The organism is Serratia sp. CY27727, from assembly GCF_052169275.1.
Taxonomy (GTDB): domain Bacteria; phylum Pseudomonadota; class Gammaproteobacteria; order Enterobacterales; family Enterobacteriaceae; genus Serratia; species Serratia sarumanii.
In genome coordinates, this window is record NZ_JBJNLB010000012.1 from 59,980 (window position 1) to 84,544 (window position 24,565).

Below are 24,565 nucleotides of genomic sequence, written 5' to 3' on the forward strand. Positions count from 1 at the left end.
CATGAAAGCACTGTCAAAACTGAAAGCGGAAGAAGGGATTTGGATGACCGACGTGCCTCAGCCGGAGCTGGGCCACAACGACATCATGATCAAAATCCGCAAAACCGCGATCTGCGGCACCGATGTGCATATCTACAACTGGGACGAGTGGTCGCAAAAAACCATTCCGGTTCCGATGGTGGTCGGCCATGAATACGTGGGCGAAGTGGTGGCGATCGGTCAGGAAGTCAAAGGCTTCAGCATCGGCGATCGCGTGTCCGGCGAAGGCCACATCACCTGCGGCCATTGCCGCAACTGCCGCGGCGGCCGCACGCACCTGTGCCGCAACACCGTCGGCGTGGGCGTGAACCGTCCGGGCAGCTTTGCGGAATACCTGGTGATCCCGGCGTTCAACGCCTTCAAGATCCCGGATAACATCTCCGACGAACTGGCTTCGATCTTCGATCCGTTCGGCAACGCGGTGCACACCGCGCTGTCGTTCGATCTGGTTGGGGAAGACGTGCTGGTGTCCGGCGCCGGCCCGATCGGCATCATGGCGGCGGCGGTGTGCAAACACGTCGGCGCTCGCCATGTGGTGATCACCGACGTTAACGAATACCGCCTGGAACTGGCGCGCAAGATGGGCGTGACCCGCGCGGTGAACGTCAGCAAGGAAAACCTCAGCGACGTGATGGCCGAGTTGGGCATGACCGAAGGGTTCGACGTCGGTCTGGAAATGTCCGGCGCGCCGCCGGCGTTCCGCACGCTGCTCAATGCGATGAACCACGGCGGGCGCATCGCCATGCTGGGCATTCCGCCTTCGGATATGTCGATCGACTGGAACCAGGTCATCTTCAAAGGGCTGTTTATCAAAGGGATTTACGGCCGCGAAATGTTCGAAACCTGGTACAAGATGGCGGCGCTGATCCAGTCCGGTCTGGATTTGAGCCCGATCATCACCCACCGTTTCTCGATCGACGAGTTCCAGCAGGGCTTCGACGCCATGCGCTCCGGCAAGTCGGGTAAAGTGGTGCTGAGCTGGGATTAATCTCGGCAGACGTGACAAGGGCCGGAATTCCGGCCCTTTTTTTACGCTTGCGGTTTGGCTTGCGTCCAGTGCTGCCAATGACGCTTGATGAAGGTCACCGGTGGCGAGGTGGCGATGCTGTCGGCGATGACGCCCAGCGCGGTGCCGGCGTTGGTTTTTTCCTTCGGCGGTTTGACCTTGCACTGCTTGATGCCGCCGCTGAACGGGTTCTTCGGCTGCGGTTTTTGCGGTTTGACCGGCGGTGGGACGTAGCCGCCGCCGTTGCCCTGCGGTTCGTTCAGCAGCGCGCTCGGCTTGACCAGCACGATATCGGCGGGCAGCGACGGCAGCATCTGCTGCAGCACCTTCACCGTCGCCGGGCGCGGGTGGCCGATGGCGATGGCGGAGCCGTTGCGCCGCGCCAATTCGACCGCGCGGTTGAACTGGCGGCGGATGTCGGCTTCGTTCGCGGTATCGTCGAGGAACACCTTGCGTTTGATCACCTTCACGCCGGTGCCGGCCGCGGCGCGGGTCGCCTGGCTGCTGCCGATGGTCATGCTGTCGAGGAAATACAGGCGGTAGCTTTCGAGCGCCTGCATCACTTTCTGCATGCCCGGCAGGCTGGAGGTCATGGCGCTGCCCATGTGGTTGTTCATGCCGACCGCGTAGGGCACGTTGTTCACCGCGTTGCGGATGATGCGCTGGATCTCGTCGCTGCTCATGGAGGGCTGCAGGGTATCGCGCTCCAGCGGCTGCTTGCTGAGCGGCGCCATCGGCATGTGGATCAAGACTTCGCGGCCCTGGCTGTGGGCGCGGGTGGCCATCAGGCGGGCATGCGGCGCGTTGGGCAACACCGCGACCGAGATCGCCGTCGGCATTTGCAGCACCGCGTTTTCTTCGTGAGGGCGGTAGCCCACGTCATCGATGACGATGGAGAGTTTTCCTGCCTGCGCAGCGTAAACCTGCAGCAGACAGCCTATTAACAGAGCTGTACGGGTTTTGACATAGCGCAAATCTATCTTCCCAACCACGGCAGTGGGTTAACCGCCTGTCCCTGACGACGGATTTCGAAATAGAGCGACGGCGTTCCCTGGCCGCCGCTGGTGCCGACCAGAGCGATCGGCTGGCCGGCGCGCACTTGCGCCCCGACGTTGACCAACGCGCTCTGGTTGTAGCCGTACACGCTCATGTCGCCTTTACCGTGTTCGACCACCACCATCAGGCCATAGCCCTGCAGCCAGTCGGCCAGCAGCACGCGGCCATCGGCGACGGCTTTCACTTCGCTGCCTTCGCGGGCTTCGATCACCATGCCTTTCCAGCGTAGCTCGCCCTGCTGCTGTTCGCCAAAGCCGTGCAGCGTGCGCCCGCGCACCGGCCACATCAGCTGGCCGGCCGGACGACCGAGGCCGCCGGTTCGCGCCATCAGCGAGCGATCGGCTTCGCTAGGTTTGTAGGTAGTGCCGGTTTTCTTCGCCTGCTGCTCCTTGATGCGCACCTGTTCGCGCACCTTGGCCGCTTCACGCGCTTCGCGTTCGGCGCGCGCACGGGCTTCGCGCTCCGCCCGGGCGATCTTGTCGCGCATGCGGGCTTCGTTCTGGCGCAGTTCCACCAGGCGTTGTTGGTCTTTTTCCAGCGAGGCTTCCAGCGCGGTCAGCGTTTTCTTGCGGGCGCCGCGCGCCTGCTCCAGCTTCTGCTGCTGCGTCTGTTGCTCGCCCAGTAAGGATTTTTGCTGGCCCTGTTTGGCCACCAGCGTGGTTTTTTGCTTCGCCAGCTCGGCGCGGGTCTGCTTCAGCTCTTCGATGGTTTTCTGACGCGCTTCGTTCAGATAGCCGAAATAGGCCAGAATACGTTCGCTGCGCTGGCTTTCTTCACCGCTGAGGATCAGCTGCACGGCGCTGTGCTGCCCTTGCCGGAAGGCGGCGTCGAGCTGTTTGGCGAGGAGATTTTGTTGGGTTGATTGCTGCTTTTGCAGTTTGGCTATCGAGGCGTTCAGGCCGGCAATGTCCTTGCCCAACTGGGTGAGCGTGCTCTGGGTGTCGCGCAACTGGCGGCTGGCCTGGGCGATGGTTTTTTCCTGCTGACGCAACTGATCCTGCAGCGAGCTGCGCTGCTGTTGCTGCTGCTTCACCGCCTTTTCTTTCTCGGCGATGCTCTGCTGGATGTCTTTCAGCTGGGATTTATTGTCCTCCGCCGCTTGGCCGGCGAGCGGCAACAGCAAGACGCCAGCGCAAAATACGCTGGCGCACATGGCGGTGAACGTCCTTGGCGCGGTGCGTTCAGGCAGCGGCCGGCTGCCTGCGTTTGCGCTTCGGGTTACCCTTGATAGTGCAAAAAACGCCTTCTCCCTCATGGAGAAGGATTATTCCACGATGAACAGCGGCTTACCAGTCATCTCTTGCGGGATTTCCATTCCCATCAGCGTTAACAGGGTTGGCGCGATGTCCGAAAGCTTGCCGCCTTCGACCGCCCGCGCCGGTTTACCGACGTAAATCAGCGGCACCGGCAGGCTGGTGTGGGCGGTGTGCGCCTGGCCGGTGGCCGGATCGCGCATCTGCTCGGCGTTGCCGTGATCGGCGGTGATCAGCAGCTGACCGTCGACGTCGCGCACCGCGTCAACCACCTGGGCGATGCAGGCGTCCAGCGTTTCCACCGCTTTGACCGCCGCTTCATACACGCCGGTATGCCCCACCATGTCGCCGTTCGGGTAGTTGCAGATAATGGCGTCGTATTTGCCGCTGCGGATGGCGCTCAGCAGCTTGTCGGTCAGCTCTGCGGCGCTCATCTCCGGCTGCAGATCGTAGGTGGCGACCTTCGGCGAGTTGACCAGCACGCGGTCTTCGCCCTTGAACGGCGCTTCCACGCCGCCGTTATAGAAGAAGGTGACGTGGGCGTATTTTTCGGTTTCCGAGATGCGCAGCTGGGTTTTGTCGTGCTTCATCAGCCATTCGCCGAAGGTGTTGGCCAGCGACGCCGGCGGATAGGCGCAGGCGGTCGCGATGTCGGCGGCGTATTCGGTCAGCATCACGAAATCGCCGAACTGCACCTGTTTGGCGCGCGGGAAACCGTCGAAATCCGCGTTCACGAAGGCGCGGGTGATCTGGCGCGCGCGGTCGGCGCGGAAGTTCATGAAGATCAACGCGTCGCCGTCCTGCATCGCGGCATCGGCCTCACCGGCGGCGCGTATCACGGTCGGTCTGACGAACTCGTCGTTTTCACCGCGCTGATAAGCGGCCTGCAGCCCGGCGATCGCATCCTCGGCCACGGCGTCGCCTTTGGCCGCGGTCAGCAGGTCATAGGCCAGCTGCACGCGATCCCAGCGGTTGTCGCGGTCCATCGCGTAGTAGCGGCCGATCAGCGAGGCGATGCGCCCGACGCCCAATGCGGCGAAGGCGTCGCGGCAGCGTTGCAGCGGGGCTTCGGCGCTGCGCGGCGGCGTGTCGCGCCCATCGAGGAAGGCATGCAGATAAACGGCTTTGGCGCCGCGTTGGGCGGCCAGCTTGATCATGGCCAGAATGTGCTCGTCGTGGCTGTGCACGCCGCCCGGCGACAGCAGGCCCATGATGTGCACCGCCTTGCCGGCCGCTACGGCCTTATCGACCGCGGCGGTCAGCACCGGGTTGGCGAAGAAGTCGCCGTCGGCGATCGCTTTGTCCAGCCGGGTCAGATCCTGGTACACGATGCGCCCGGCGCCTAGGTTGACGTGGCCGACTTCGGAGTTGCCCATTTGCCCATCGGGCAGGCCGACATCCAGCCCGGAGGCGGCGATCAGCGTATGCGGCTGCTCCCGCCACAGGCGATCCATCACCGGAGTGCCGGCGTTCAGGATCGCGTTGTCCTGCCGCTCTTCACGGTGGCCGTAACCGTCCAGGATCACCAGAACCATCGGTTTTTTGTTGCTCGACATTGCATTGACCTCTTATGAACTTTTTAAGCTGCGAATAGCCATGCGCCCGCCGCAAGCATGGCTATTCACCCTCGAAAAACCGGCTGATTTTACATCGCCGCCGGCGATAAATAGCCCAAAGAGATCAAGGTTGCGGCGAATCGCGCGGGCTTTTATGCTCTGACGTCGGGAATTTCTCAGCGCAGCCCGCAGTTTCTGCAATCGCGCTTGCTTATTGGCTGTATTTGCCGCACTCGGCAGGTATACTCTGGAACCTTGACTTATTTATCCCTTAACTGACGGGAGTTGTTACACCCCATGCTGCAAGAAATTATGCCATTCGTAAGCAGACACCCTATTCTGAGCCTGGCTTGGATCGCTCTGCTGGTCGCCGTGATCGTCATGACCTTCAAAAGCCGTTTCTCCAAGGTCAAAGAGATCGCCCGCGGTGAAGCTATTCGTCTGATCAACAAAGAAGAAGCCGTGGTGGTCGACACCCGCAGCCGCGACGATTTTCGCCGTGGTCACCTGGCCAACGCCATCAACCTGACCGCCAGCGAAATCAAAAGCGGCAGCCTGGGCGAGCTGGAAAAACACAAAGCGCAGCCGATCATCGTCGTGTGCGCCAACGGCACCGCCTCCCGCGAGCCGGCGGAGAACCTGAGCAAGGCCGGTTTTGAAAAGGTGACTATGCTGAAAGACGGCATTTCCGGCTGGAGCGGAGAAAACCTGCCGCTGGTGCGCGGTAAGTAACCGTTTAACCTATTTGAGGTGGCAATCCATGGCTAACATTGATATCTACACCAAAGCGACCTGTCCGTTCTGCCATCGCGCCAAGGCGCTGTTGAACAGCAAGGGCGCGGCGTTTAACGAGATCGCCATCGACGGCGATAACGCCAAGCGCGAAGTGATGATCGAGCGCAGCGGGCGCACCACCGTGCCGCAGATTTTCATCGATGGCCGGCATATCGGCGGCTGCGATGATTTATATGAACTCGATGCTCGCGGCGGCCTGGATCCACTGCTTTAAGCAGCTTGCCGGTTCACCGAGTGTCAATAAGGACGTTTAACCAAGGGTATTACTCACATGTCAGAACAAAACAGCACCGAAATGGCTTTCCAGATCCAACGTATTTATACCAAGGACATCTCTTTCGAAGCGCCGAATGCGCCGCAGGTTTTCCAGCAGGAATGGCAGCCGGAAGTTAAACTTGATCTGGATACCGCGTCCAGCCAGCTGGCTGACGAAGTGTATGAAGTGGTACTGCGCGTAACCGTGACGGCGACCCTGGGCGAAGAGACCGCGTTCCTGTGCGAAGTGCAACAGGCGGGCATCTTCTCGGTAGCAGGCATCGAAGGCACGCAGCTGGCGCATTGCCTGGGCGCATACTGCCCGAACATCCTGTTCCCGTATGCGCGCGAGTGCATCACCAGCCTGGTTTCCCGCGGTACGTTCCCGCAGCTGAACCTGGCACCGGTCAACTTTGACGCGCTGTTCATGAACTATCTGCAGCAGCAGGCGGAAGGCGAAGGTGCCGCACCACATCAGGATGCCTGATGAACACCGTCAATGCTTCAATGACTGTCATCGGTGCCGGCTCGTACGGCACCGCATTGGCCATTACGCTGGCGCGTAACGGCCACACCGTGGTGCTGTGGGGACATAACCCCGCGCAAGTTCAAACGTTGCAGCAAGATCGCTGCAATCAGGCGTTTCTGCCCGACGTTCCCTTCCCCGATACCCTGCTGCTTGAAGCCGATTTGGCGCGGGCGCTGGCGGCCAGCCGCGACGTGCTGGTGGTGGTGCCGAGCCACGTGTTCGGCGACGTGCTGCGCCAGCTGAAGCCGCATCTGCGCCCGGACGCCCGCATCGTGTGGGCTACCAAGGGGCTGGAAGCGGAAACCGGCCGGTTGCTGCAGGACGTGGCGCGTGAGGCGTTGGGCGAGGCGATCCCGCTGGCGGTGCTCTCCGGGCCGACGTTCGCCAAAGAGCTGGCCGCCGGCCTGCCGACGGCGATCGCGCTGGCGGCGACCGATGCGCAGTTCGCCGACGATCTGCAACAGCTGTTGCACTGCGGCAAGAGCTTCCGCGTCTACAGCAATCCCGATTTCATCGGCGTGCAGCTTGGCGGCGCGGTGAAGAACGTGATCGCCATCGGCGCCGGCATGTCCGACGGCATCGGTTTTGGCGCCAACGCCCGCACCGCGTTGATTACACGCGGGCTGGCGGAAATGAGCCGTCTGGGTTCTGCGCTGGGCGCCGATCCTTCGACGTTCATGGGCATGGCGGGACTGGGGGATCTGGTGCTAACCTGCACGGACAACCAATCGCGCAACCGCCGCTTCGGCATTATGCTGGGGCAGGGCAAAGGCGTGCAGGAAGCGCAGGACAGCATCGGTCAGGTGGTCGAGGGCTATCGCAATACCAAAGAGGTGTTGGCGCTGGCGCAGCGGCACGGTGTGGAAATGCCGATCACCGAACAGATTTATCAGGTGCTTTACTGCCATAAAGACGCCCGCGAAGCGGCGCTGAGCCTGCTGGGGCGAGCCCGAAAGGACGAAAAACCCAGCGCGTGACATAAAACGATATGTCGGGGCAGCATGCTGACCCCGCTAATGACATGGGCCGCTTCGCGCTACCGTGTGAAGCGGCCCGTTTGGCAAGGCAGAGGGGAATGTGATGTCGTCAGAAGAGTTGGAACAGGTCTGGAACAGCATTAAATCAGAAGCGCGAGCACTGGCTGATTGTGAACCGATGCTGGCCAGCTTTTTCCATGCGACGTTGCTCAAGCACGAGAACCTGGGCAGCGCGCTCAGCTATATGCTGGCCAACAAGCTGGCGACGCCGATCATGCCCGCCATCGCGGTGCGCGAGGTGGTGGAAGAGGCCTACAAGTCCGACAACCAGATGATCGTGTCGGCGGCGCGCGATATCCTCGCGGTACGGCTGCGCGACCCGGCGGTCGATAAATACTCCACGCCGCTGCTTTACCTGAAAGGGTTCCATGCGCTGCAGGCTTACCGCATCGGTCACTGGCTGTGGCAGCAAGGGCGGCAAGCGCTGGCTATCTACCTGCAAAATCAAATTTCCGTCGCCTTCGGCGTGGACATCCACCCGGCGGCGACCATCGGCTGCGGCATCATGCTCGACCACGCCACCGGCATCGTGATCGGTGAGACGGCGGTGGTGGAGAACAATGTCTCTATCCTGCAGTCGGTCACCCTGGGCGGTACCGGTAAAACCAGCGGCGACCGTCACCCGAAAATCCGCGAAGGGGTGATGATTGGCGCTGGCGCCAAAATTCTCGGCAATATCGAAGTGGGCAAGGGCGCGAAGATCGGCGCGGGCTCGGTGGTCTTGCAGGCGATACCGCCGCACACCACCGCCGCCGGCGTGCCGGCGCGCATCGTCGGGCGGCCGGAGAGCGATACGCCGTCGATGGATATGGACCAATACTTTAACGGCACCAATCACGGCTTCGAGTACGGCGACGGCATTTGAGCGCCGTCTGTGCAGCCATTCAGGGGGAGCTTCGGCTCCCCCTGTGTTTTTCAGGCGGCGGTCAGCCCTGTTTCGGGAAGTTGGTGATATCGGTGACGATGTCGTCGATCGCCGCCTTGACGTCATCCGCCGTGACCGGCGTGCTGTCGTTGTTGACGGTTTTGCCGTAGGCCTTGCGTACCACTTCCATCACCGTTTTGCCGGTATCCTGGTCGATCAGCTCACCTTCGATATACAGCGCGGTATTTTGCGTCCGGTGCCCGGTAGCAGCCATGGTGCTGGCGACCACCGCGGCGACCGGCACCACCTCATAGAATTTCATGTCTTCATTTTCGGCGGAAACGGCGGTGATGGCGAGCTTGGCCACCAGCACGCGCGAGCCCGTCGGGCTTGGCAGAATGGTGAAGCGGTTCTGCAGCGCGGTTTTGATCCGCTGGGTCGCGTAGGCCTTAATCTTGTTCAGCGTGTCCTGGCTGACGCGCGCCGTGGGTTTCTCCGCCGGGAAATAGACCACCGGTTGGAAATAGAGGCCGCGATAGTTGGATTCCTTGTAGCTTGGATCTATCCAGCGCAGCGTTTTATGGCCGCTTGGCGAGGTGGTTTCCTGCAGTTTGCTGTAATCGGACAAGAAGCCCGAATACTGCGACGTTTGGGTGACTTTGGACGAACAACCCGCCAGCAACAGGCCCGCTGCCAGAACCGCCATGGCAACGCTCAAGCGTTGTTTCTTCATATGGTTTCCTATGATGAGTGGTGATTACCCTTACAAAACATAGCGCATTATCTACGCCTCATCGGGCATTTTCGGGGCCGGGCGTGCCCTGCCGCGGCCTTTTTTCAGGATCGTGATGCGCCGCCGGTTTTCGCCGCCAGCGCCGACGATAAGGCGGCGAGCAAGTCGTCCGCCTTGGCCAGCGTCTGGCGTTGCTCAGCTTGCCACCGGGGCAACAAGGGCCAGAGATCCGCCTGATGTTCTGCCTGCAGGCACCAGACCTCACGATCGTGCCAGTCGCCGAGGGCGCTTTGCGCCGCCTTGAGGCCCGCCATCGCGGCGGGAGAGAGGGGGAGGCGTTGCGGATAGGCTTCGGCCGCGTAGCGCAGGCGCTTTATCAGCAGCCGCAGGCGGTGGCGATCGTAGCCGGTATCGGCCAATGCCCGGCGCAATTGCTGTTGCTGGCGCTGCAGGCGTCGGTTCAGGCGGTGTTTGGCGGTGCGTCGCGCGGTGCGGCGGAAGCGGCGCGGCCAGGCGTGCAACAGCGAGGGAAAGTCGATGATCTGCGGATGGGCGAGCAGTTGACGGTAGCGGGCCTGAAGATCGCTCTGGCGCACGTTGGCCTGCCAATCCAGGCGATGGCGCGCCAGTTCGGCGATCAGCACCTCGAGATCGCGCAGCGGCGTCGTGAGCCTGCCCAACTCGGCGGCGGCCCGATCGAGCCGCGTTGCGCCGGGGCAGCCGCGCAACGGGCGCAGCAGGCTGCGAATGCGGCGCAGACAGACGCGCAAGTCGTGCAGCGCTTCGGTGTCTTGCGCCTGTTGCAGCCGCAACAGCGCCTCGTTCAGCGCCGGCTCAAGCCGGCGAAGCTGGGTGACAATATCTGCGACGAAAGCCATGTGCCGTGCTCTGGAGAGGATGACCCTTTCAGTATGGCGCGTCGTCGCGGATTACGCCTTGATCAGCGCGCCGGCATAGTCCAGCTGCCGCCAGGCCTCATACACGACCACCGAGACGGCATTCGACAGGTTCATGCTGCGGCTTTGCGCCTGCATCGGGATGCGGATTTTTTGCTGCGCAGGCAGCGCATCGAGGATATCGGCGGGTAACCCGCGCGTTTCCGGGCCGAACAGCAGGTAGTCGCCGGCCTGATAGCTGACGGCGCTGTGCGCCGGCGTGCCTTTGGTGGTGAGGGCAAACAGCCGTTGCGGCTTTTCGGCGGCGAGAAAGGCGGCGTAATCGGCATGACGGCTGACGCGGGTGAACTCATGGTAGTCCAGCCCGGCGCGGCGCAGGCGCTTGTCGTCCCACGGGAAACCCAGCGGTTCGATCAGGTGCAGGTTAAAGCCGGTATTGGCGCACAGGCGGATGATATTGCCGGTGTTGGGTGGAATTTCGGGTTCAAATAAAACGATGTTCAGCATGTTGCAGGCCCCTCGTGAACGAGGGGCGCAGGATAGCAAACTCTTACTGTTCTGTCTTAGTCGACAGACGTTGATGATGCAGAGGCAGCCACAGCACCAACCGCAGGCCGCCAAGCGGACTGTCTTCGGCCTTCACCCAGCCGCGATGCTGGTTGATAGCCGCCTCGACTATTGCCAGGCCGAGGCCGGTGCCGCCGGATTCGCGGTCGCGCGCCTCGTCGGTGCGATAGAACGGACGGAAGATCTGCTCGCGGTCTTCGGCGCTGACGCCGGGGCCGTCGTCGTCAACCTGGATGGTCACGCCCTGATTGTCGGCGCTGAACGCCACGGCGATGCGGGTGTGCGAATAACGCAGGGCGTTGCGCACGATGTTTTCCAACGCGCTGTCCAGCGCGCTCGCGTTGCCGAACAGCGTCCATGGGCCGGGCGGCGCGGTGATCTCCAACTGCTTGCCCATCTGTTCCGCTTCGAAACGGGCGTTGTCCAGCACGTCGGCCCACAGTTCGTTGGCCTTCAGCTGCTCGCGCGCCAGCTCGCTCTTCTGCTGACCGCGCGACAGCGCCAGCAGATCGTTGATCATCGAATCCAGCCGCTGCGCTTCGGTTTCGATGCGCGCCAGTTCGTGGCCTTCGCCGTGGCGGCGGCGCATCAGCGCGGTGGCCAACTGCAGGCGCGTCAGCGGCGTGCGCAGCTCGTGCGAGATGTCCGATATCAGGCGTTGCTGAGCATTCATCATGCGTTCCAGCGCGCTGACCATCTGGTTGAAACTGGCGCCGGTGGCCAGGAATTCCTGCGGGCCGGCCTCCAGTTCCGGATGCTGCTTCAGGTTGCCGCGCGCTACTTCATCGGCGGCGTTTTTCAGTTTGCGCGCCGGTTTCGCCAGGCTCCAGGCCAGCCACAGCAGCAGCGGGGCGCTGATCAGCATGGTGACGATCAGCAGCAGCAGCGGCCGGTCGAACATCAGGTTGATGAAATCGGATTGCGGGCTGTTGGCGGGACGGATCAGGTACAGCTGGTAGTTGTCTTCGCCGTCGCGCACCGCGAACGGCCCTACCAGCTCGACGCGGCCGTACTTTTTCTTCTTCGGATGATCCGAGTTGTCGGATTGGCCGATGAAGTTGCGGACGATCTGCATTTCATTGCGCTGCGCGCCGATCACCCGGCCTTCGCTGGTGACCAGCAGCAGGCGTTGGCCCGGCGGCGCCCATTTGTCGATGGCGCGGAACAGGCGGCGCCACCACATCAAATCGTTGGCCGGATCGTTTTGCAACTCGGCCTCGACGTGCTGTTCCAGCATCAATCCCTGCCGTTGTTCACTGTCGAGCAGCGAGGTCATTTGGCGGGAGTCGAGCTTGGGCACCATCAGCACCAACATTAGCACCAGGGCTAACGTGAACCAGAAAATGGCGAAGATGCGTGCCGTCAAACTGTTGATCATGTTGCAGATACCATCAAATAACCACGCCCGCGCAGGGTTTTGAACCACGGATGCCCGTCTTTGCGATCCGGCAGCTTACGCCGCAGGTTGGAGATGTGCATGTCGATGGCGCGATCGAACGGGGTCAGGCGTTTGCCCAGCACTTCCTGGCTCAGCAGTTCGCGCGACACCACCTGGCCGAGATGCTGCGCCAGCAGGTAAAGCAGGGTGAATTCGGTGCCGGTCAGATCCAGCACCTGGCCGTCGAAGCTGGCCTCCTGGCGACCGGGGTTCAGCTGCAGGCCATCGACATCCAGCGTCGGGGCGCCGCTGTCGACCTGCTGCTGCTGTTCGCTCCAGCTGGAACGGCGCAGAATGGCGCGAATGCGCGCGACCAGTTCGCGATCGTTAAAGGGTTTCGGCAGGTAATCATCGGCACCCAGCTCCAGGCCCAGCACGCGGTCCAGTTCGCTGCCGCGCGCGGTCAGCATGATGACCGGCGTCTGGTGATGTTGGCGCAGTTCTTTCAGCGTATCGATGCCGTTTTTCTTCGGCATCATGATGTCGAGCAGCAACAGATCGACGGAGCTGTCCAGCAGCGACAACGCCTGCTCGCCATCGTGCGCGACGACGATATTAAAACCTTCCATTTCAAGCAGTTCTTTTAACAGCGAGGTCAACTCGCGGTCGTCGTCAACTAACAGAATCTTGTTCATTATGATTTACCTCCAGACGCAAAATACGTCATCAACTGTTGCCATTCCATGACTTTACGTAGTTTTACATGCACTGACGCAGGTTTTCAGGTGTAGCGGTACACTGCTCCTCGTTGATTCGCAAAGTGAGAAAGCTTGAGGAGTTGAAATGCGTAAGGTGACCGCATTAGTTATGGCATCACTGCTGGCAATTGGTTCGACCGCTGCCTTCGCTGCCGACACTATACCGGACACAGCCCAACCTCCCGGCAACGACGCGATGACCCGAATACCCGGCCAACACCATATGTTCGACGGTGTCAGCCTCAGCGAACAGCAGCGCCAGCAAATGCGCGATTTGATGCGCCAGGCCCGGCACGATCTGCCTGGTGTCAATGTAGCTGAAATGGAAGCCATGCATAAACTGGTGACCGCAGAGAAATTTGACGAAGCCGCCGTGTATGCCCAGGCGGAAAAGATGGCCCAACAGCAGGTCAAGCGCCAGGTCGAAATGGCCCGGGTGCGCAACCAAATGTATAACCTGCTGACGCCAGAGCAAAAAAGTGTTTTAGACCAGAAACATCAGCAGCGTATGCAGCAGATGGAGCAACAAATTTCTGGTTTGCAGCAAGCTTCTGCCCAGAAGTGAAGTACGACTGAGTAGTCCCCTGTTTTTCCTTGCCATAGACACCATCCCTGTCTTCCCCGCCATGATGGCGGGGTTTTTTTTATCCGACATTTCGCTATATTGAGCGCCACACCTTTTGACCGGGATCCCTTGATGGAACAGCGCTATGCACGCCTGGTAAAGTCCGCTGCGTTGGCCGCTACCGCGCTGGCGTCGTCACTGCTGTTGATCAAAATCGTCGCCTGGTACCACACCGGTTCGGTCAGCCTGCTGGCGGCACTGGTTGATTCGCTGGTCGATATCGCCGCCTCGCTGACCAACCTTCTGGTGGTGCGTTATTCGCTGCAGCCGGCCGATGCCGAGCATACCTTTGGCCACGGCAAAGCGGAGTCGCTGGCGGCGCTGGCGCAAAGCATGTTTATTTCCGGTTCCGCCCTGTTTTTGTTTCTCACCGGCTTCCAGCATCTGTATGCGCCGCAAACGCTGCGCGATCCCGGCGTTGGGGTGGTCGTGACGGTGATCGCGTTGATCAGCACTCTGATTCTGGTCACCTATCAACGTTGGGTGGTCAGAAAAACGCTCAGCCAGGCGGTGCGCGCAGATATGCTGCATTATCAGTCAGATGTCATGATGAATGGTGCTATTCTTATCGCTCTTGGGCTAAGCTGGTATGGCTTCCGGCGGGCAGACGCGCTGTTCGCGCTGGGCATCGGCGTTTACATCCTGTATAGCGCGCTGCGCATGGGCTACGAAGCGGTGCAGTCGCTGCTGGATCGGGCGTTGCCGGATGACGAACGCCAGGCGATTATCGAGGTGGTTTCCTCCTGGCCCGGGGTGAAAGGCGCGCACGATCTGCGCACGCGGCAGTCGGGGCCGACGCGTTTCATCCAACTGCATCTGGAGATGGAAGACGCGCTGCCGCTGCGCGAGGCGCACCGGTTGGCCGATCAGGTGGAACAGGCGCTGCGGCACCGTTTTGCGGGGGCGGACGTCATCATTCACCTGGATCCGTGCTCCGTGGTGCCGCCGGGTAGGCAGGGACATTGGGAGCTATAATCAGATAGAGGCACAGATCGAAGTATTATCATGAATATCTGAGTTAGCTCAGCGTGCCATGCGGTATTTTTACCGTTATATTGCGTGACTTGAATCAATTCAGCTGGGTGTTTTTGATATAATATCCAGCAATAAGCCGTAAAGCTGGTTTTCTGCAGCCGGAGAGGTTTCAAGACGATCGGCGGAGACAGAATTCTTAAGAAATTGCATCTACACAGTTCAGAGGTAGTCATGATCAAGAAAATCGGTGTACTGACGAGCGGCGGTGATTCGCCGGGTATGAACGCTGCAATCCGCGGCGTTGTGCGTTCTGCGCTTTCAGAAGGTCTGGAAGTTTTTGGTATTTACGATGGCTACCTTGGCTTGTACGAAGATCGCATGGAGCAGCTGGACCGCTATAGCGTGTCCGACATGATCAACCGCGGCGGCACCTTCCTCGGCTCTGCCCGCTTCCCGGAGTTCAGGGATGAAAACGTGCGCGCCAAGGCGATTGAAAACCTGAAGAATCGCGGCATCGACGCGCTGGTGGTGATCGGCGGCGACGGTTCCTACATGGGCGCCAAACGCCTGACGGAAGAAGGCTTCCCGTGCATCGGTCTGCCGGGCACCATCGATAACGACGTTGCCGGCACCGACTACACCATCGGTTACTTCACCGCGCTGGAAACCGTGGTGGAAGCGATTGACCGCCTGCGCGATACCTCCTCTTCGCACCAGCGTATCTCCATCGTGGAAGTGATGGGCCGTTACTGCGGCGATCTGACGCTGGCGGCGGCGATTGCCGGCGGTTGCGAATTCATCGTGCTGCCTGAAATCGAATTCAACCGCGAAGACCTGGTGTGCGAAATCAAGGCCGGTATCGCCAAGGGTAAGAAACACGCCATCGTGGCGATCACCGAGCACATCTGCGACATCGATGAGCTGGCGCGCCACATCGAGCAGGAAACCAAGCGTGAAACCCGCGCCACCGTGCTGGGCCACATTCAACGCGGCGGTTCACCGGTTGCCTACGACCGCATCCTGGCCTCGCGCATGGGCGCCTACGCCATCGAGCTGCTGCTGCAGGGCTACGGCGGCCGCTGCGTCGGTATCCAGAACGAAAAAATGGTGCACCACGACATCATCGACGCGATCGAAAACATGAAGCGTCCGTTCAAGGGCGACTGGCTGGAAACGGCGAAAAAACTGTACTGATACGCCGCTCACCGCACGACAAAAGAGCCTCCGCTTGCGGGGGCTTTTTGATGCCCGCCGGCGATATATTCCGTAATCATCTATCCCAAAATTTTTTATTCTTTAATTGCCGGGAAAGTTTCTGGCAGGCTCTGATGCTAAACCAACCGATTGAGGTTGCGCTTAATTTTCTGGGAGAGCCTGTCGATGCGTAAATGGGGTGTAGGTCTGACATTGGTGCTGTTGGCGTCCGGTGCCATGGCGAAGGATATTCAGTTGCTGAACGTGTCATACGATCCGACGCGTGAGTTCTATCAGGCTTACAACACGGCATTCAGCAAGCACTATCAGGCGGAAACCGGCGACAAGGTGACGGTACGCCAGTCGCATGGCGGATCCGGCAAGCAGGCGACCTCGGTGATCAACGGCATCGAGGCCGACGTGGTGACGCTGGCGTTGGCCTATGACGTCGACGCCATCGCCGAACGCGGGCGCATCGAGAAAGACTGGATCAAGCGCCTGCCGGACAACTCGGCGCCTTACACCTCGACCATCGTCTTCCTGGTGCGCAAAGGCAACCCGAAACAAATTCACGACTGGCCCGATTTGATCAAGCCGGGCGTGTCGGTGATCACCCCGAACCCGAAAACCTCCGGCGGCGCCCGCTGGAACTACCTGGCCGCCTGGGGTTACGCGTTGCACCACAACAACAACGATAAGGCCAAGGCGCAGGACTTCGTCAAAAACCTGTACAAGAACGTCGAAGTGCTGGATTCCGGCGCGCGCGGCGCGACCAACACCTTCGTTGAGCGCGGCATCGGCGATGTGCTGATCGCCTGGGAAAACGAAGCGCTGCTGGCGGAGAAAGAGCTCGGCAAAGACAAGTTCGAGATTATTACGCCGAGCGAATCGATCCTGGCCGAACCGACGGTGTCGGTGGTGGATAAGGTGGTCGATAAACGCGGTACCCGCGACGTGGCGACCGCCTACCTGAAGTATCTGTATTCGCCGGAAGGGCAGACCATCGCGGCGCAACACTATTACCGTCCGCGCGATGCGGCGGTGGCGGCCAAGTTTGCCGGGCAGTTCCCGCAGCTGAAGCTGTTCACCGTGGATGACACCTTCGGCGGCTGGACCGAAGCGCAGAAGGTGCACTTCGCCACCGGCGGCGTGTTCGACGAGATAAGCAAACGCTGATGCCGGTTGAGCGGCAATAAAAAACCCCGGCTTGCCGGGGTTTTTTTATGGCAGGCCTAAGGGAATCAGGCTTTTTTCGCTGCGGCAGCGGCTTTGACGATCACGGCGAAAGCGTCGGCTTTCAGCGAGGCGCCGCCAACCAGCGCGCCGTCGATGTCCGGCTGAGAGAACAGCTCTGCGGCGTTCTTGTCGTTCACCGAACCGCCGTACTGGATGATGATTTCAGCGGCAACTGCGGCATCGTGCTTGGCGATGTGGTCACGGATAAATTTGTGCACGGCCTGCGCCTGCGCAGGGGTAGCGGATTTGCCGGTGCCGATGGCCCAGACCGGCTCATAGGCGATCACGGTGCCTTTCATCGCCGGTGCGCCCAGCGTTTTCAGCACGGCGTCGATCTGGCGCGCGCACACTTCTTCGGTTTTGCCCGCGGCGTTTTCCGCTTCGGTTTCACCGATGCACAGCACCGGGATCAGGCCGGCTTCTTTCAGCACGGCGAATTTCTCGGCGATGACTTCGTCGCTTTCTTTGTGGTAGGTGCGGCGCTCGGAGTGGCCGATGATGATGTACTGGGCACCGACGTCTTTCAGCATGTTGGCGGAAACTTCACCGGTGAAGGCGCCGGACAGGTTAACGTCCACGTTCTGCGCGCCCAGCGCGATGCGGCTGCCGGCCAGCGCGTGCTTGGCCTGATCCAGATACATCACCGGCGGGGCGATGGCGACGCCACAGCCGTCAACGCTGCTCAGCTCATTGCGCAGGCCGGCGATCAGTTCGTTGACCATGTGGGTGCTGCCGTTAAGCTTCCAGTTACCCATAACTAATGGATGACGCATGTTTTTTCCTCCAACTAGGGAACGCGAGAGTCGAAATGACAACTGCCGGACCGGCAGTTTACCTGCCCAACAGTATAGAGATCATTAAGCGCGAAGGCTTTGCTTTTCGTCATTAAATGCCGCGCCGTTACGGCTCGGAAAGCGCCAGCTTAATCGGTTCAACCGCGAAGGTTACACCTTTATCGCCGTTGTCCGAAACGACATAGCGAATGGCGCCGACCTGCTGTTGGTAAAAGCGCGATCCTTTGCCTTTTTCCAGCAGGTTGTTCACCTTGTTCTGGCTCTGTTCCACCGTCAACGCCGGTTCGAACTGGCGCATCAGCGCCGCCATGTAGCTGATGGCGATGGCGCGCGCGGCTTTTTCTTCATTGGCCTGCTGCAGCGGCAGGTGAGTGATCTGCAATGTTTTGATTTTACCGGTGCCTTTCTCCAGCGCGGTGGAGGCGTACAGGTTTTCGTTGAGTTTGCTGGCGGCGCGCGTCAGCAGCGGCGAATCGTCTTCGGCGGCGGGAATGGCGCGGAATTCGCCAATCGGCAGCTTCGGGTTGTCGCGATTGTATTTTTCGCGGAATTTGACCACCGTCAGATCGAACGTCGGCGCCCCGGCCAGCAGGTAAGGTGCGGCGGGCGTCGCTTCGGTGGGCGGCGGATCGGCCCAGGCGCTGGCGGCCGCCTGCAGCAGGCAGGCGATGACGAGGGTTTTTCTCAGCATGGCGTATGGCATCAAGGACAAAGATGGCTCCGATTAAAGCGATAACCCGCGGGGCTTGTCAAAGATCCCACGCCATTATCGGTTCGCTGACGAGAAAGCTGTGCGGCGCACCGCGTTATGCAAGGCGGAAAACTCGGCCCGGCAGCGCCTATGTTACACTGCGGCGCAGAATATGGGCAGGCTTAGAGCGCAGGAATCGATGACGTTACAACAGTGGTGTTTTTCTTTTAAGGGCCGCATCGGGCGGCGCGACTTCTGGATTTGGATGGGGCTGTGGTTGGCGCTGATGGCGGCGGCGTTTACGCTGGCCAATTATCAGCTGATCGCCATCCAATCCATCGCCTTCTTTATCGTGGCGTTGCTGTGGCCGACGGCGGCGGTGCTGGTCAAGCGCCTGCACGATCGCAACAAGGCCGGCTGGTGGGCGCTGCTGCTGATCCTGGCGTGGATGCTGGCGGCGGGGAACTGGCAGATGCTGGCGCCGATCTGGCAATGGGGCGTCGGGCGTTTCATTCCGACGCTGATTATCGTGATGATGATGATCGATCTGGGGGCCTTCGTCGGCACGCCGGGGGATAACCGGTTCGGCCCGGAAGCCGAACCGGTGAAGTTCCGCTGATCCCCTTCGGGTTACCAGTAGTGTTCGCTGGTGATGTGGCCCGGCTTGCGGCGCAGGTGCTTGCGCATTTGGCGGTGGTCTTTCAGCGTTTGCTGGGTGTCCCGCACCATTTGTGGGTTGCCGCACAGCATCACGTGGCTGGTTTCGGCGTCGATGGTCAAGCCGATCGCCGCTTCCAACCGGCCGTCCTCGATCAGCGCCGGTACGCGGCCGGTCAATGAACCGGGCGCCTCTTCGCGGCTGACGACGGTCTGGATGCGCAGCTTGCCGTTGTAGCGCTGCTGCAGTTGCTGCATCAGCGGCAGGTAGCTCAGGTCACGCGCAAAGCGCGCGGCGTGCACCAGCACCAGGTTGTTGAAGCGCTCCAGCCCGATGCCCTGCTGCAGAATCGATAAATAGGGGCCGATGGCGGTGCCGGTCGCCAGCATCCACAGCGTGTCGCAGTCGGGCACCTCGTCCAGCACGAAGAAGCCGGCGGCTTCTTTGGTTACCATCACGTCCGAGCCCGGCTGCAGTTGATTGAGGCGCGGGCTCAGTTTGCCTTCCGGCACGGTGACCAGATAGAACTCCAGATTGGCGTCGTCGGGGGCATTGACGTAGGAGTAGGCGCGCTGCACCCGTTCGCCGTCGATCTCCAGCGCCAGCTTGGCGAATTGCCCGGCGGTGAAAGGATCGATAGGGGCATTGACCACCAGGCTGAACAGCCCGTCGGTCCATTGTTTTACCTGCGTAACCTTGCCGTTTACCCATTCAGCCATACTCTAAAGCTCCCGTGGTCGAATCAAATAAGCACAATGTCGTGAGCCGGAAATGGCGTGCGCGGTGCGCTCTACCCGGTAGTCGTTGCCGAACAGGCGGTGAAACAGCTGCAGCTCGGAATTGCACAGGCTACTGCAGCTGGAGCCGGCCACGCCGATCGGGCAGTGGTTTTCCACCAGCAGCGCGCCGTGCGGGTGGTCGAGCAATTCAGCCATGTAACCGTCATGTTGCCGCAGGCGCACCAGTCGGGCTAACCGATCATGGTGGCTACGCTCGGCGGACAGCTCTTCGGCATAACGCAGATAAAGCTGCTCTTCGCGCGCGCTGAGCAACGGTTCCACCCCGGCGCCGCCAAACAGCTGCAGCGCGGATGCCCGCAACCGCTCCTGGTCGGCGGCCGTAAAGGCATGCCCTCGCTCGGTCAGCGACCAGTAGCGCGTCGGGCGGCCGACCTTGCTGCGCGCTTCTTCGTAACAAACCAACTCACGTTTTTCCAGGGATTGCAGATGTTGTCGGATGCCCATCGGCGTGATGTCCAGACGCTCCGCCAGCATTTTGGCCGAGTGCGGGCCGAGAGCCTTTAACTGCAATAAAATCAGCTCAGGTGTTTTCATGAACCAAATCCCTATGGTGTTATTTTATTTCAAGTTGATGAAAAGGATTATCGATTAAATGCTAAAGCGCGGCTACTGCAAGGGCGCTGTTTTTAACTCCAAAGCGTTAGACGTACAGTTTAATTTACGAGCCTGGTCGGGTTTGCTGCCAGTGTGACCTGGATCAATATCTGCCTGAAACTCGCTAAAAAAATCAGATTTGATTAGTTTATGCCGCCATAGAGGGCTGCTCGCCGTTCTGGCTGCTGCAACGGCCATTCCGGGACGCTGTGACGAGTTGAAACGTTAACGAAGATAATGAGAAAACTAGAGAATTTTCACCTGCTGGTGATGCTTATCCTGTTGGTCGCCGTCGGCCAGATGGCGCAAACCATTTATGTTCCCGTTATTGCTGATATCGCCCACGATCTGTCGGTTCGCACCGGCGCCGTGCAACGGGTGATGGCGGCGTATCTGCTGACCTACGGTTTCTCCCAGCTGATTTACGGGCCGATATCGGATCGTATCGGGCGTCGTCCGGTGATCCTGACCGGCATGATGATCTTCCTGATCGGCGCGCTGGGCGCGCTGCTGTCCACTAACCTGACGATGCTGGTCGCCGCCAGCGCGATTCAGGGCATGGGCACCGGCGTGGCGGGCGTGATGGCGCGCACCATGCCGCGCGATCTGTATGCCGGCACCGCGCTGCGCTATGCCAACAGCCTGCTGAATATGGGGATTTTGGTCAGCCCGCTGCTGGCGCCGGTGATCGGCGGCGCATTGGCGATGGTGTTCGGCTGGCGTGCCAGCTACGCCTTCCTGCTGGCGCTGTGCGCCTGCGTCGCTTTCGCCATGTTCCGCTGGTTGCCGGAAACCCGCCCGGTGCAAACGGAAAAACGCCGCATGCTGGCCAGTTTCCGCCAGCTGCTGGCTGACAGCACCTTCAGCTGCTATCTGGTGATGCTGATCGGCGCGCTGGCGGGCATTGCGGTATTCGAGGCCAGCTGCGGCGTGTTGATGGGCGGCGTGTTGGGGCTGAGCGGTCTGACCGTCAGCATCCTGTTCATTCTGCCGATCCCGGCGGCGTTTTTCGGTGCCTGGTACGCCGGGCGCGACGGCAAGACCTTCCACACGCTGATGTGGCATTCGGTGATTAGCTGCCTGTTGGCGGGGGCGATGATGTGGATCCCGGGCTGGTTCGGCGTGATGAACATCTGGACGCTGATCGTGCCGGCCGCACTGTTCTTCTTCGGCGCCGGCATGCTGTTCCCGCTGGCGACCACCGGGGCGATGGAGCCGTTCCCTTACCTGGCCGGCGCGGCGGGCGCATTGGTAGGCGGCATGCAGAATATGGGATCGGGGCTTGCGACCTGGCTTTCCGCCATGCTGCCGCAAACCGGGCAGTTCAGCCTCGGATTGCTGATGTTCGCGATGGCGCTGTTGATCCTGCTGTGCTGGTGGCCGCTGTCCAACCGGATGCAACATCAGGGGCATACCGCATAACGACAGGGCGCCATTCGGTGCCCTCATGCAGTTGACAAAGGGGGAAAAAGCGTGATTTTTCCCCCTTTGTGGTTATCAGCCGAAAATCAATAAATTGATTTTCCTGGTTTTCTATTCGTTGCTCTCTGCCAACCCGGCAAGGTCATGAGGTTTGTCATCAATCATCAGGGCGCCATTCGGCGCCCTGTTTCGTTACAGCAAAAACTCGTGCAGCGCCGGGTCCTTACGATCCAGATAGTGGGTTGAACGGATGCGGCGGATGGTGCGCGACTTGCCGCGGATCAGCAACGTTTCGGTCGTGGCCATATTGCCCTGGCGGCTGATGCCCTCCAGCAGATCGCCCTTGGTGATGCCGGTGGCGGAGAAGATCACGTTGTCGTTGTGCGCCATCTGATCCAGACGCAGCGCCTGACCGGCTTCGATACCCATCTCCCGGCAGCGCGCCAGCTCCTGTTCGCCGATGCGGCGGTTCTCGGCGCTGTCGCCTTTCACCTCATGGCGCGGCAGCAAACGCGCCTGCATGTCGCCGTCCAGCGCGCGGATCACCGCGGCTGAGATCACTCCTTCCGGCGCGCCGCCGATGCCATACATCACATCGACCTCGCTTTCCGGCATGCAGGTGAGAATGGAGGCCGCCACGTCGCCGTCAGGAATGGCGAACACCCGCACGCCGAGCTGCTGCATCTGCGCGATGACGCCGTCGTGGCGCGGTTTGGCCAAAACGATCACCGTCAGCTGCGACAGCGGTTTGCCCAGCCGGGCGGCGACGTTCTGCAGATTCTCCGCCAGCGGCAGGTTGAGATCGATGGCGCCGCGCGCCGCCGGGCCGACCACCAGCTTCTCCATGTACATGTCCGGCGCGTGCAGGAAGGTGCCGCGATCGCCCACCGCCAATACCGCCAGCGCATTGGACTGGCCCATGGCGGTCATGCGGGTGCCTTCGATCGGATCGACCGCGATGTCGACCGCGTCGCCCTGGCCGGTGCCGACCTGTTCGCCTATATACAGCATCGGCGCTTCGTCGATCTCGCCTTCGCCGATCACGATGCGCCCATCGATATCCACGTTGTTAAGCATGATGCGCATGGCGTGGACCGCCGCGCCGTCGGCGGCGTTCTTGTTGCCGCGTCCCAGCCATTTGTAGCCCGCCAGCGCGGCGGCTTCGGTAACGCGGGAAAATTCGATGGCTAATTCACGTTTCATGGCAAACCTGTCTGTGAGAAAGGGAAGAAAATATCGGCAAAGTCTATCACAGCGCGGCGGCGGCGGGGCGGGGCAAAAAAAAGCGCCGCCCGCAGGCAGCGCTTGTTGGTGAAACGGCAGCTTCGGGATTACTCGTGATCTTCCCACGCCTGAGCGCGCGCCACCGCTTTTTTCCAGCCGCCGTAGCGGTAGTTGCGTTCGGTGGTTTCGATGCTTGGGCGGAATTCGCGTTCAATCACCGCTTTGCTCTTCACTTCGTCCAGATCGTTCCAGTAGCCGATGGCCAGGCCCGCCAGGAACGCGGCGCCCAGCGCCGTCGATTCACGCACTTCAGGGCGTTCTACGCGAGTGCCGAGAATATCGGACTGGAACTGCATCAGGAAGTTGTTGGCGACCGCGCCGCCGTCCACGCGCAGCGATTGCAGGCGGGTGTTGGCGTCGGCCTGCATAGCGTCCAGCACGTCACGGGTCTGGAAAGCGATGGATTCCAGCGTAGCGCGGATGATGTGGTTGCTGTTGGCGCCACGGGTCAGCCCGAAGATGGCACCGCGGGCGTACGGATCCCAGTAAGGGGCGCCCAGGCCGGTGAAGGCCGGCACCACATAGACGCCGTTGCTGTCTTTCACCTTGGTGGCGAAGTATTCGGAGTCGGCGGCGTCGCTGATCAGTTTCAGCTCGTCGCGCAGCCACTGGATAGACGCACCGCCGATGAACACCGCGCCTTCCAGCGCATAGTTCACTTCGCCGCGCGGGCCGCAGGCGATGGTGGTCAGCAGGCCGTTTTTCGAACGCACCGCTTCTTTGCCGGTGTTCATCAGCAGGAAGCAGCCGGTGCCGTAGGTGTTCTTCGCCATGCCCGGTTGAACGCACAGCTGGCCGTACAGCGCCGCCTGCTGGTCACCGGCGATACCGGCGATAGGAATACGCGTGCCGCCCTTACCGCCGATGTTGGTCTGGCCGTACACCTCGGAGGAAGGACGGACTTTCGGCAGCATGGCGCGCGGGATATCCAGCACTTCCAGCATGCGTTCATCCCAGTCCAGCTCGTGGATGTTGAACATCATGGTGCGTGAGGCGTTGGTGTAATCGGTGACGTGTACGCGCCCCTGGGTCATTTTCCATACCAGCCAGGTATCGACGGTGCCGAACAGCAGTTCGCCGCGCTTGGCGCGCTCGCGGGCGCCTTCGACGTTGTCCAGGATCCACTTCACCTTGGTGCCGGAGAAGTACGGGTCAACCACCAGGCCGGTATTGTGACGGATGTACTCTTCCAGGCCGTCGCGTTTGAGCTTCTCGCAGATGTCGGCGGTGCGGCGGCACTGCCAGACGATGGCGTTGTAAATCGGCTTGCCGGTCTCTTTTTCCCAGACGATGGTGGTTTCGCGCTGGTTGGTGATGCCGATGCCGGCGATCTGATCGGAACTGATATCGGCTTTCGCCAGCACTTCTACCAGCGTCGAGCTTTGCGACGCCCAGATCTCCATCGGGTCGTGCTCAACCCAGCCGGCCTTGGGATAGATCTGCGGGAATTCGCGCTGCGATACCGCAACGATGTTGGCGTCGTGATCGAGCACGACGGCGCGTGAGCTGGTGGTCCCTTGGTCGAGTGCGACAATGTATTTTTTTTCTACAGTCATGGTAATTATCCTG

At 60.9% G+C, this 24,565-nt stretch carries 26 protein-coding genes; 12 read left to right on the top strand and 14 right to left on the bottom strand.

Annotated features, from left to right (window positions below):
• The first annotated feature begins 1 nt into the window (after nucleotide 1).
• On the top strand, nucleotides 2-1,027 hold the full coding sequence (gene tdh / locus ACJ8HB_RS21735; protein WP_033649729.1) for an L-threonine 3-dehydrogenase: 1,026 nt from the start codon (nucleotides 2-4) through the stop codon (nucleotides 1,025-1,027).
• Between the two features lie 41 nt (nucleotides 1,028-1,068).
• On the opposite strand, the gene ACJ8HB_RS21740 is transcribed toward tdh, so the two are convergent.
• From ACJ8HB_RS21740 to gpmM, 3 genes are read right to left on the bottom strand one after another with little or no spacing between them, the layout of a single operon-like run.
• On the bottom strand, nucleotides 1,069-2,019 hold the full coding sequence (locus tag ACJ8HB_RS21740; protein WP_047570032.1) for a divergent polysaccharide deacetylase family protein: 951 nt from the start codon (nucleotides 2,017-2,019) through the stop codon (nucleotides 1,069-1,071).
• Nucleotides 2,020-2,021: 2 nt separating this feature from the next.
• Nucleotides 2,022-3,356, bottom strand: coding sequence for a murein hydrolase activator EnvC (envC, locus tag ACJ8HB_RS21745; RefSeq protein WP_033649727.1), 1,335 nt, complete (start codon nucleotides 3,354-3,356; stop codon nucleotides 2,022-2,024).
• Nucleotides 3,357-3,365: 9 nt separating this feature from the next.
• Nucleotides 3,366-4,910, bottom strand: a complete 1,545-nt coding sequence (gpmM, locus tag ACJ8HB_RS21750; RefSeq protein WP_047570034.1) for a 2,3-bisphosphoglycerate-independent phosphoglycerate mutase — start codon at nucleotides 4,908-4,910, stop codon at nucleotides 3,366-3,368.
• 297 nt (nucleotides 4,911-5,207) lie between these two features.
• Here gpmM and ACJ8HB_RS21755 point away from each other — a divergent pair, with 297 nt between their 5' ends.
• The 5 genes from ACJ8HB_RS21755 (at nucleotide 5,208) to cysE (ending at nucleotide 8,391) form a co-directional block, all read left to right on the top strand.
• Nucleotides 5,208-5,642, top strand: coding sequence for a rhodanese-like domain-containing protein (locus ACJ8HB_RS21755; RefSeq protein WP_033649725.1), 435 nt, complete (start codon nucleotides 5,208-5,210; stop codon nucleotides 5,640-5,642).
• 28 nt (nucleotides 5,643-5,670) lie between these two features.
• Nucleotides 5,671-5,919 (top strand): glutaredoxin 3, encoded by a 249-nt coding sequence (grxC, locus tag ACJ8HB_RS21760; RefSeq protein ID WP_004931142.1) that lies wholly within the window; start codon nucleotides 5,671-5,673, stop codon nucleotides 5,917-5,919.
• 57 nt (nucleotides 5,920-5,976) lie between these two features.
• Nucleotides 5,977-6,447, top strand: a complete 471-nt coding sequence (gene secB, locus ACJ8HB_RS21765) for a protein-export chaperone SecB (RefSeq protein ID WP_004931139.1) — start codon at nucleotides 5,977-5,979, stop codon at nucleotides 6,445-6,447.
• The gene (gene gpsA, locus ACJ8HB_RS21770) at nucleotides 6,447-7,466 is read left to right on the top strand and encodes an NAD(P)H-dependent glycerol-3-phosphate dehydrogenase (RefSeq protein WP_033636456.1); all 1,020 of its coding nucleotides are present in this window, start codon (nucleotides 6,447-6,449) and stop codon (nucleotides 7,464-7,466) included. Before secB ends, gpsA begins: the two co-directional genes overlap by 1 nt.
• A gap of 103 nt (nucleotides 7,467-7,569) precedes the next feature.
• The gene (gene cysE, locus ACJ8HB_RS21775; RefSeq protein ID WP_004931135.1) at nucleotides 7,570-8,391 is read left to right on the top strand and encodes a serine O-acetyltransferase; all 822 of its coding nucleotides are present in this window, start codon (nucleotides 7,570-7,572) and stop codon (nucleotides 8,389-8,391) included.
• A gap of 61 nt (nucleotides 8,392-8,452) precedes the next feature.
• On the opposite strand, the gene ACJ8HB_RS21780 is transcribed toward cysE, so the two are convergent.
• The 5 genes from ACJ8HB_RS21780 to cpxR all read right to left on the bottom strand — a co-directional run bounded on the left by ACJ8HB_RS21780 (nucleotide 8,453) and on the right by cpxR (nucleotide 12,660).
• The gene (locus ACJ8HB_RS21780) at nucleotides 8,453-9,124 is read right to left on the bottom strand and encodes a DUF3313 domain-containing protein (RefSeq protein ID WP_039569514.1); all 672 of its coding nucleotides are present in this window, start codon (nucleotides 9,122-9,124) and stop codon (nucleotides 8,453-8,455) included.
• A 104-nt stretch (nucleotides 9,125-9,228) separates the two neighbouring features.
• Nucleotides 9,229-10,002 carry a CHAD domain-containing protein gene (locus ACJ8HB_RS21785; RefSeq protein WP_060423736.1) on the bottom strand — a complete coding sequence of 258 codons (774 nt, stop codon included), beginning with the start codon at nucleotides 10,000-10,002 and terminating at the stop codon, nucleotides 9,229-9,231.
• Nucleotides 10,003-10,053: 51 nt separating this feature from the next.
• Nucleotides 10,054-10,527, bottom strand: coding sequence for a tRNA (uridine(34)/cytosine(34)/5-carboxymethylaminomethyluridine(34)-2'-O)-methyltransferase TrmL (gene trmL / locus ACJ8HB_RS21790; RefSeq protein WP_033636451.1), 474 nt, complete (start codon nucleotides 10,525-10,527; stop codon nucleotides 10,054-10,056).
• Between the two features lie 43 nt (nucleotides 10,528-10,570).
• On the bottom strand, nucleotides 10,571-11,965 hold the full coding sequence (gene cpxA, locus ACJ8HB_RS21795; protein WP_033636450.1) for an envelope stress sensor histidine kinase CpxA: 1,395 nt from the start codon (nucleotides 11,963-11,965) through the stop codon (nucleotides 10,571-10,573).
• On the bottom strand, nucleotides 11,962-12,660 hold the full coding sequence (gene cpxR, locus ACJ8HB_RS21800; RefSeq protein WP_094860179.1) for an envelope stress response regulator transcription factor CpxR: 699 nt from the start codon (nucleotides 12,658-12,660) through the stop codon (nucleotides 11,962-11,964). Before cpxR ends, cpxA begins: the two co-directional genes overlap by 4 nt.
• Before the next feature lie 148 nt (nucleotides 12,661-12,808).
• On the opposite strand from cpxR, the gene cpxP reads away from it, so the two are divergent.
• The 4 genes from cpxP (at nucleotide 12,809) to ACJ8HB_RS21820 (ending at nucleotide 16,693) form a co-directional block, all read left to right on the top strand.
• Complete coding sequence (gene cpxP / locus ACJ8HB_RS21805; protein WP_004931122.1) at nucleotides 12,809-13,288, top strand: cell-envelope stress modulator CpxP; 480 nt, start codon at nucleotides 12,809-12,811, stop codon at nucleotides 13,286-13,288.
• A 132-nt stretch (nucleotides 13,289-13,420) separates the two neighbouring features.
• Nucleotides 13,421-14,323: a CDF family cation-efflux transporter FieF gene (gene fieF, locus ACJ8HB_RS21810; protein ID WP_060452106.1), complete on the top strand. Its 903-nt coding sequence runs from the start codon at nucleotides 13,421-13,423 to the stop codon at nucleotides 14,321-14,323.
• Nucleotides 14,324-14,554: 231 nt separating this feature from the next.
• Nucleotides 14,555-15,517 carry a 6-phosphofructokinase gene (gene pfkA / locus ACJ8HB_RS21815; RefSeq protein WP_004931116.1) on the top strand — a complete coding sequence of 321 codons (963 nt, stop codon included), beginning with the start codon at nucleotides 14,555-14,557 and terminating at the stop codon, nucleotides 15,515-15,517.
• Between the two features lie 186 nt (nucleotides 15,518-15,703).
• A complete protein-coding gene (locus ACJ8HB_RS21820) occupies nucleotides 15,704-16,693 on the top strand; it encodes a sulfate ABC transporter substrate-binding protein (RefSeq protein ID WP_033636447.1) in 990 nt (329 codons plus the stop codon).
• A gap of 65 nt (nucleotides 16,694-16,758) precedes the next feature.
• Here the strand turns inward: ACJ8HB_RS21820 and tpiA are convergent, their stop codons facing one another.
• Both tpiA and ACJ8HB_RS21830 read right to left on the bottom strand, forming a co-directional pair.
• On the bottom strand, nucleotides 16,759-17,526 hold the full coding sequence (gene tpiA, locus ACJ8HB_RS21825) for a triose-phosphate isomerase (RefSeq protein WP_004931113.1): 768 nt from the start codon (nucleotides 17,524-17,526) through the stop codon (nucleotides 16,759-16,761).
• 127 nt (nucleotides 17,527-17,653) lie between these two features.
• Complete coding sequence (locus ACJ8HB_RS21830) at nucleotides 17,654-18,238, bottom strand: DUF1454 family protein (RefSeq protein ID WP_047570043.1); 585 nt, start codon at nucleotides 18,236-18,238, stop codon at nucleotides 17,654-17,656.
• 199 nt (nucleotides 18,239-18,437) lie between these two features.
• Between ACJ8HB_RS21830 and ACJ8HB_RS21835 the strand changes: the two genes are divergently transcribed.
• Nucleotides 18,438-18,857 (top strand): DUF805 domain-containing protein, encoded by a 420-nt coding sequence (locus ACJ8HB_RS21835; RefSeq protein ID WP_033639143.1) that lies wholly within the window; start codon nucleotides 18,438-18,440, stop codon nucleotides 18,855-18,857.
• Between the two features lie 11 nt (nucleotides 18,858-18,868).
• Here the strand turns inward: ACJ8HB_RS21835 and fpr are convergent, their stop codons facing one another.
• A complete protein-coding gene (gene fpr / locus ACJ8HB_RS21840; RefSeq protein ID WP_033636442.1) occupies nucleotides 18,869-19,615 on the bottom strand; it encodes a ferredoxin--NADP(+) reductase in 747 nt (248 codons plus the stop codon).
• A 3-nt stretch (nucleotides 19,616-19,618) separates the two neighbouring features.
• The gene (locus ACJ8HB_RS21845; RefSeq protein ID WP_039569507.1) at nucleotides 19,619-20,230 is read right to left on the bottom strand and encodes a helix-turn-helix transcriptional regulator; all 612 of its coding nucleotides are present in this window, start codon (nucleotides 20,228-20,230) and stop codon (nucleotides 19,619-19,621) included.
• Between the two features lie 297 nt (nucleotides 20,231-20,527).
• On the opposite strand from ACJ8HB_RS21845, the gene emrD reads away from it, so the two are divergent.
• Nucleotides 20,528-21,712, top strand: a complete 1,185-nt coding sequence (gene emrD, locus ACJ8HB_RS21850; protein ID WP_033649888.1) for a multidrug efflux MFS transporter EmrD — start codon at nucleotides 20,528-20,530, stop codon at nucleotides 21,710-21,712.
• A gap of 192 nt (nucleotides 21,713-21,904) precedes the next feature.
• On the opposite strand, the gene glpX is transcribed toward emrD, so the two are convergent.
• Nucleotides 21,905-22,915 carry a class II fructose-bisphosphatase gene (gene glpX, locus ACJ8HB_RS21855; protein ID WP_047570046.1) on the bottom strand — a complete coding sequence of 337 codons (1,011 nt, stop codon included), beginning with the start codon at nucleotides 22,913-22,915 and terminating at the stop codon, nucleotides 21,905-21,907.
• 128 nt (nucleotides 22,916-23,043) lie between these two features.
• Nucleotides 23,044-24,552, bottom strand: coding sequence for a glycerol kinase GlpK (gene glpK / locus ACJ8HB_RS21860; RefSeq protein ID WP_033649890.1), 1,509 nt, complete (start codon nucleotides 24,550-24,552; stop codon nucleotides 23,044-23,046).
• Between the last annotated feature and the right edge of the window lie 13 nt (nucleotides 24,553-24,565).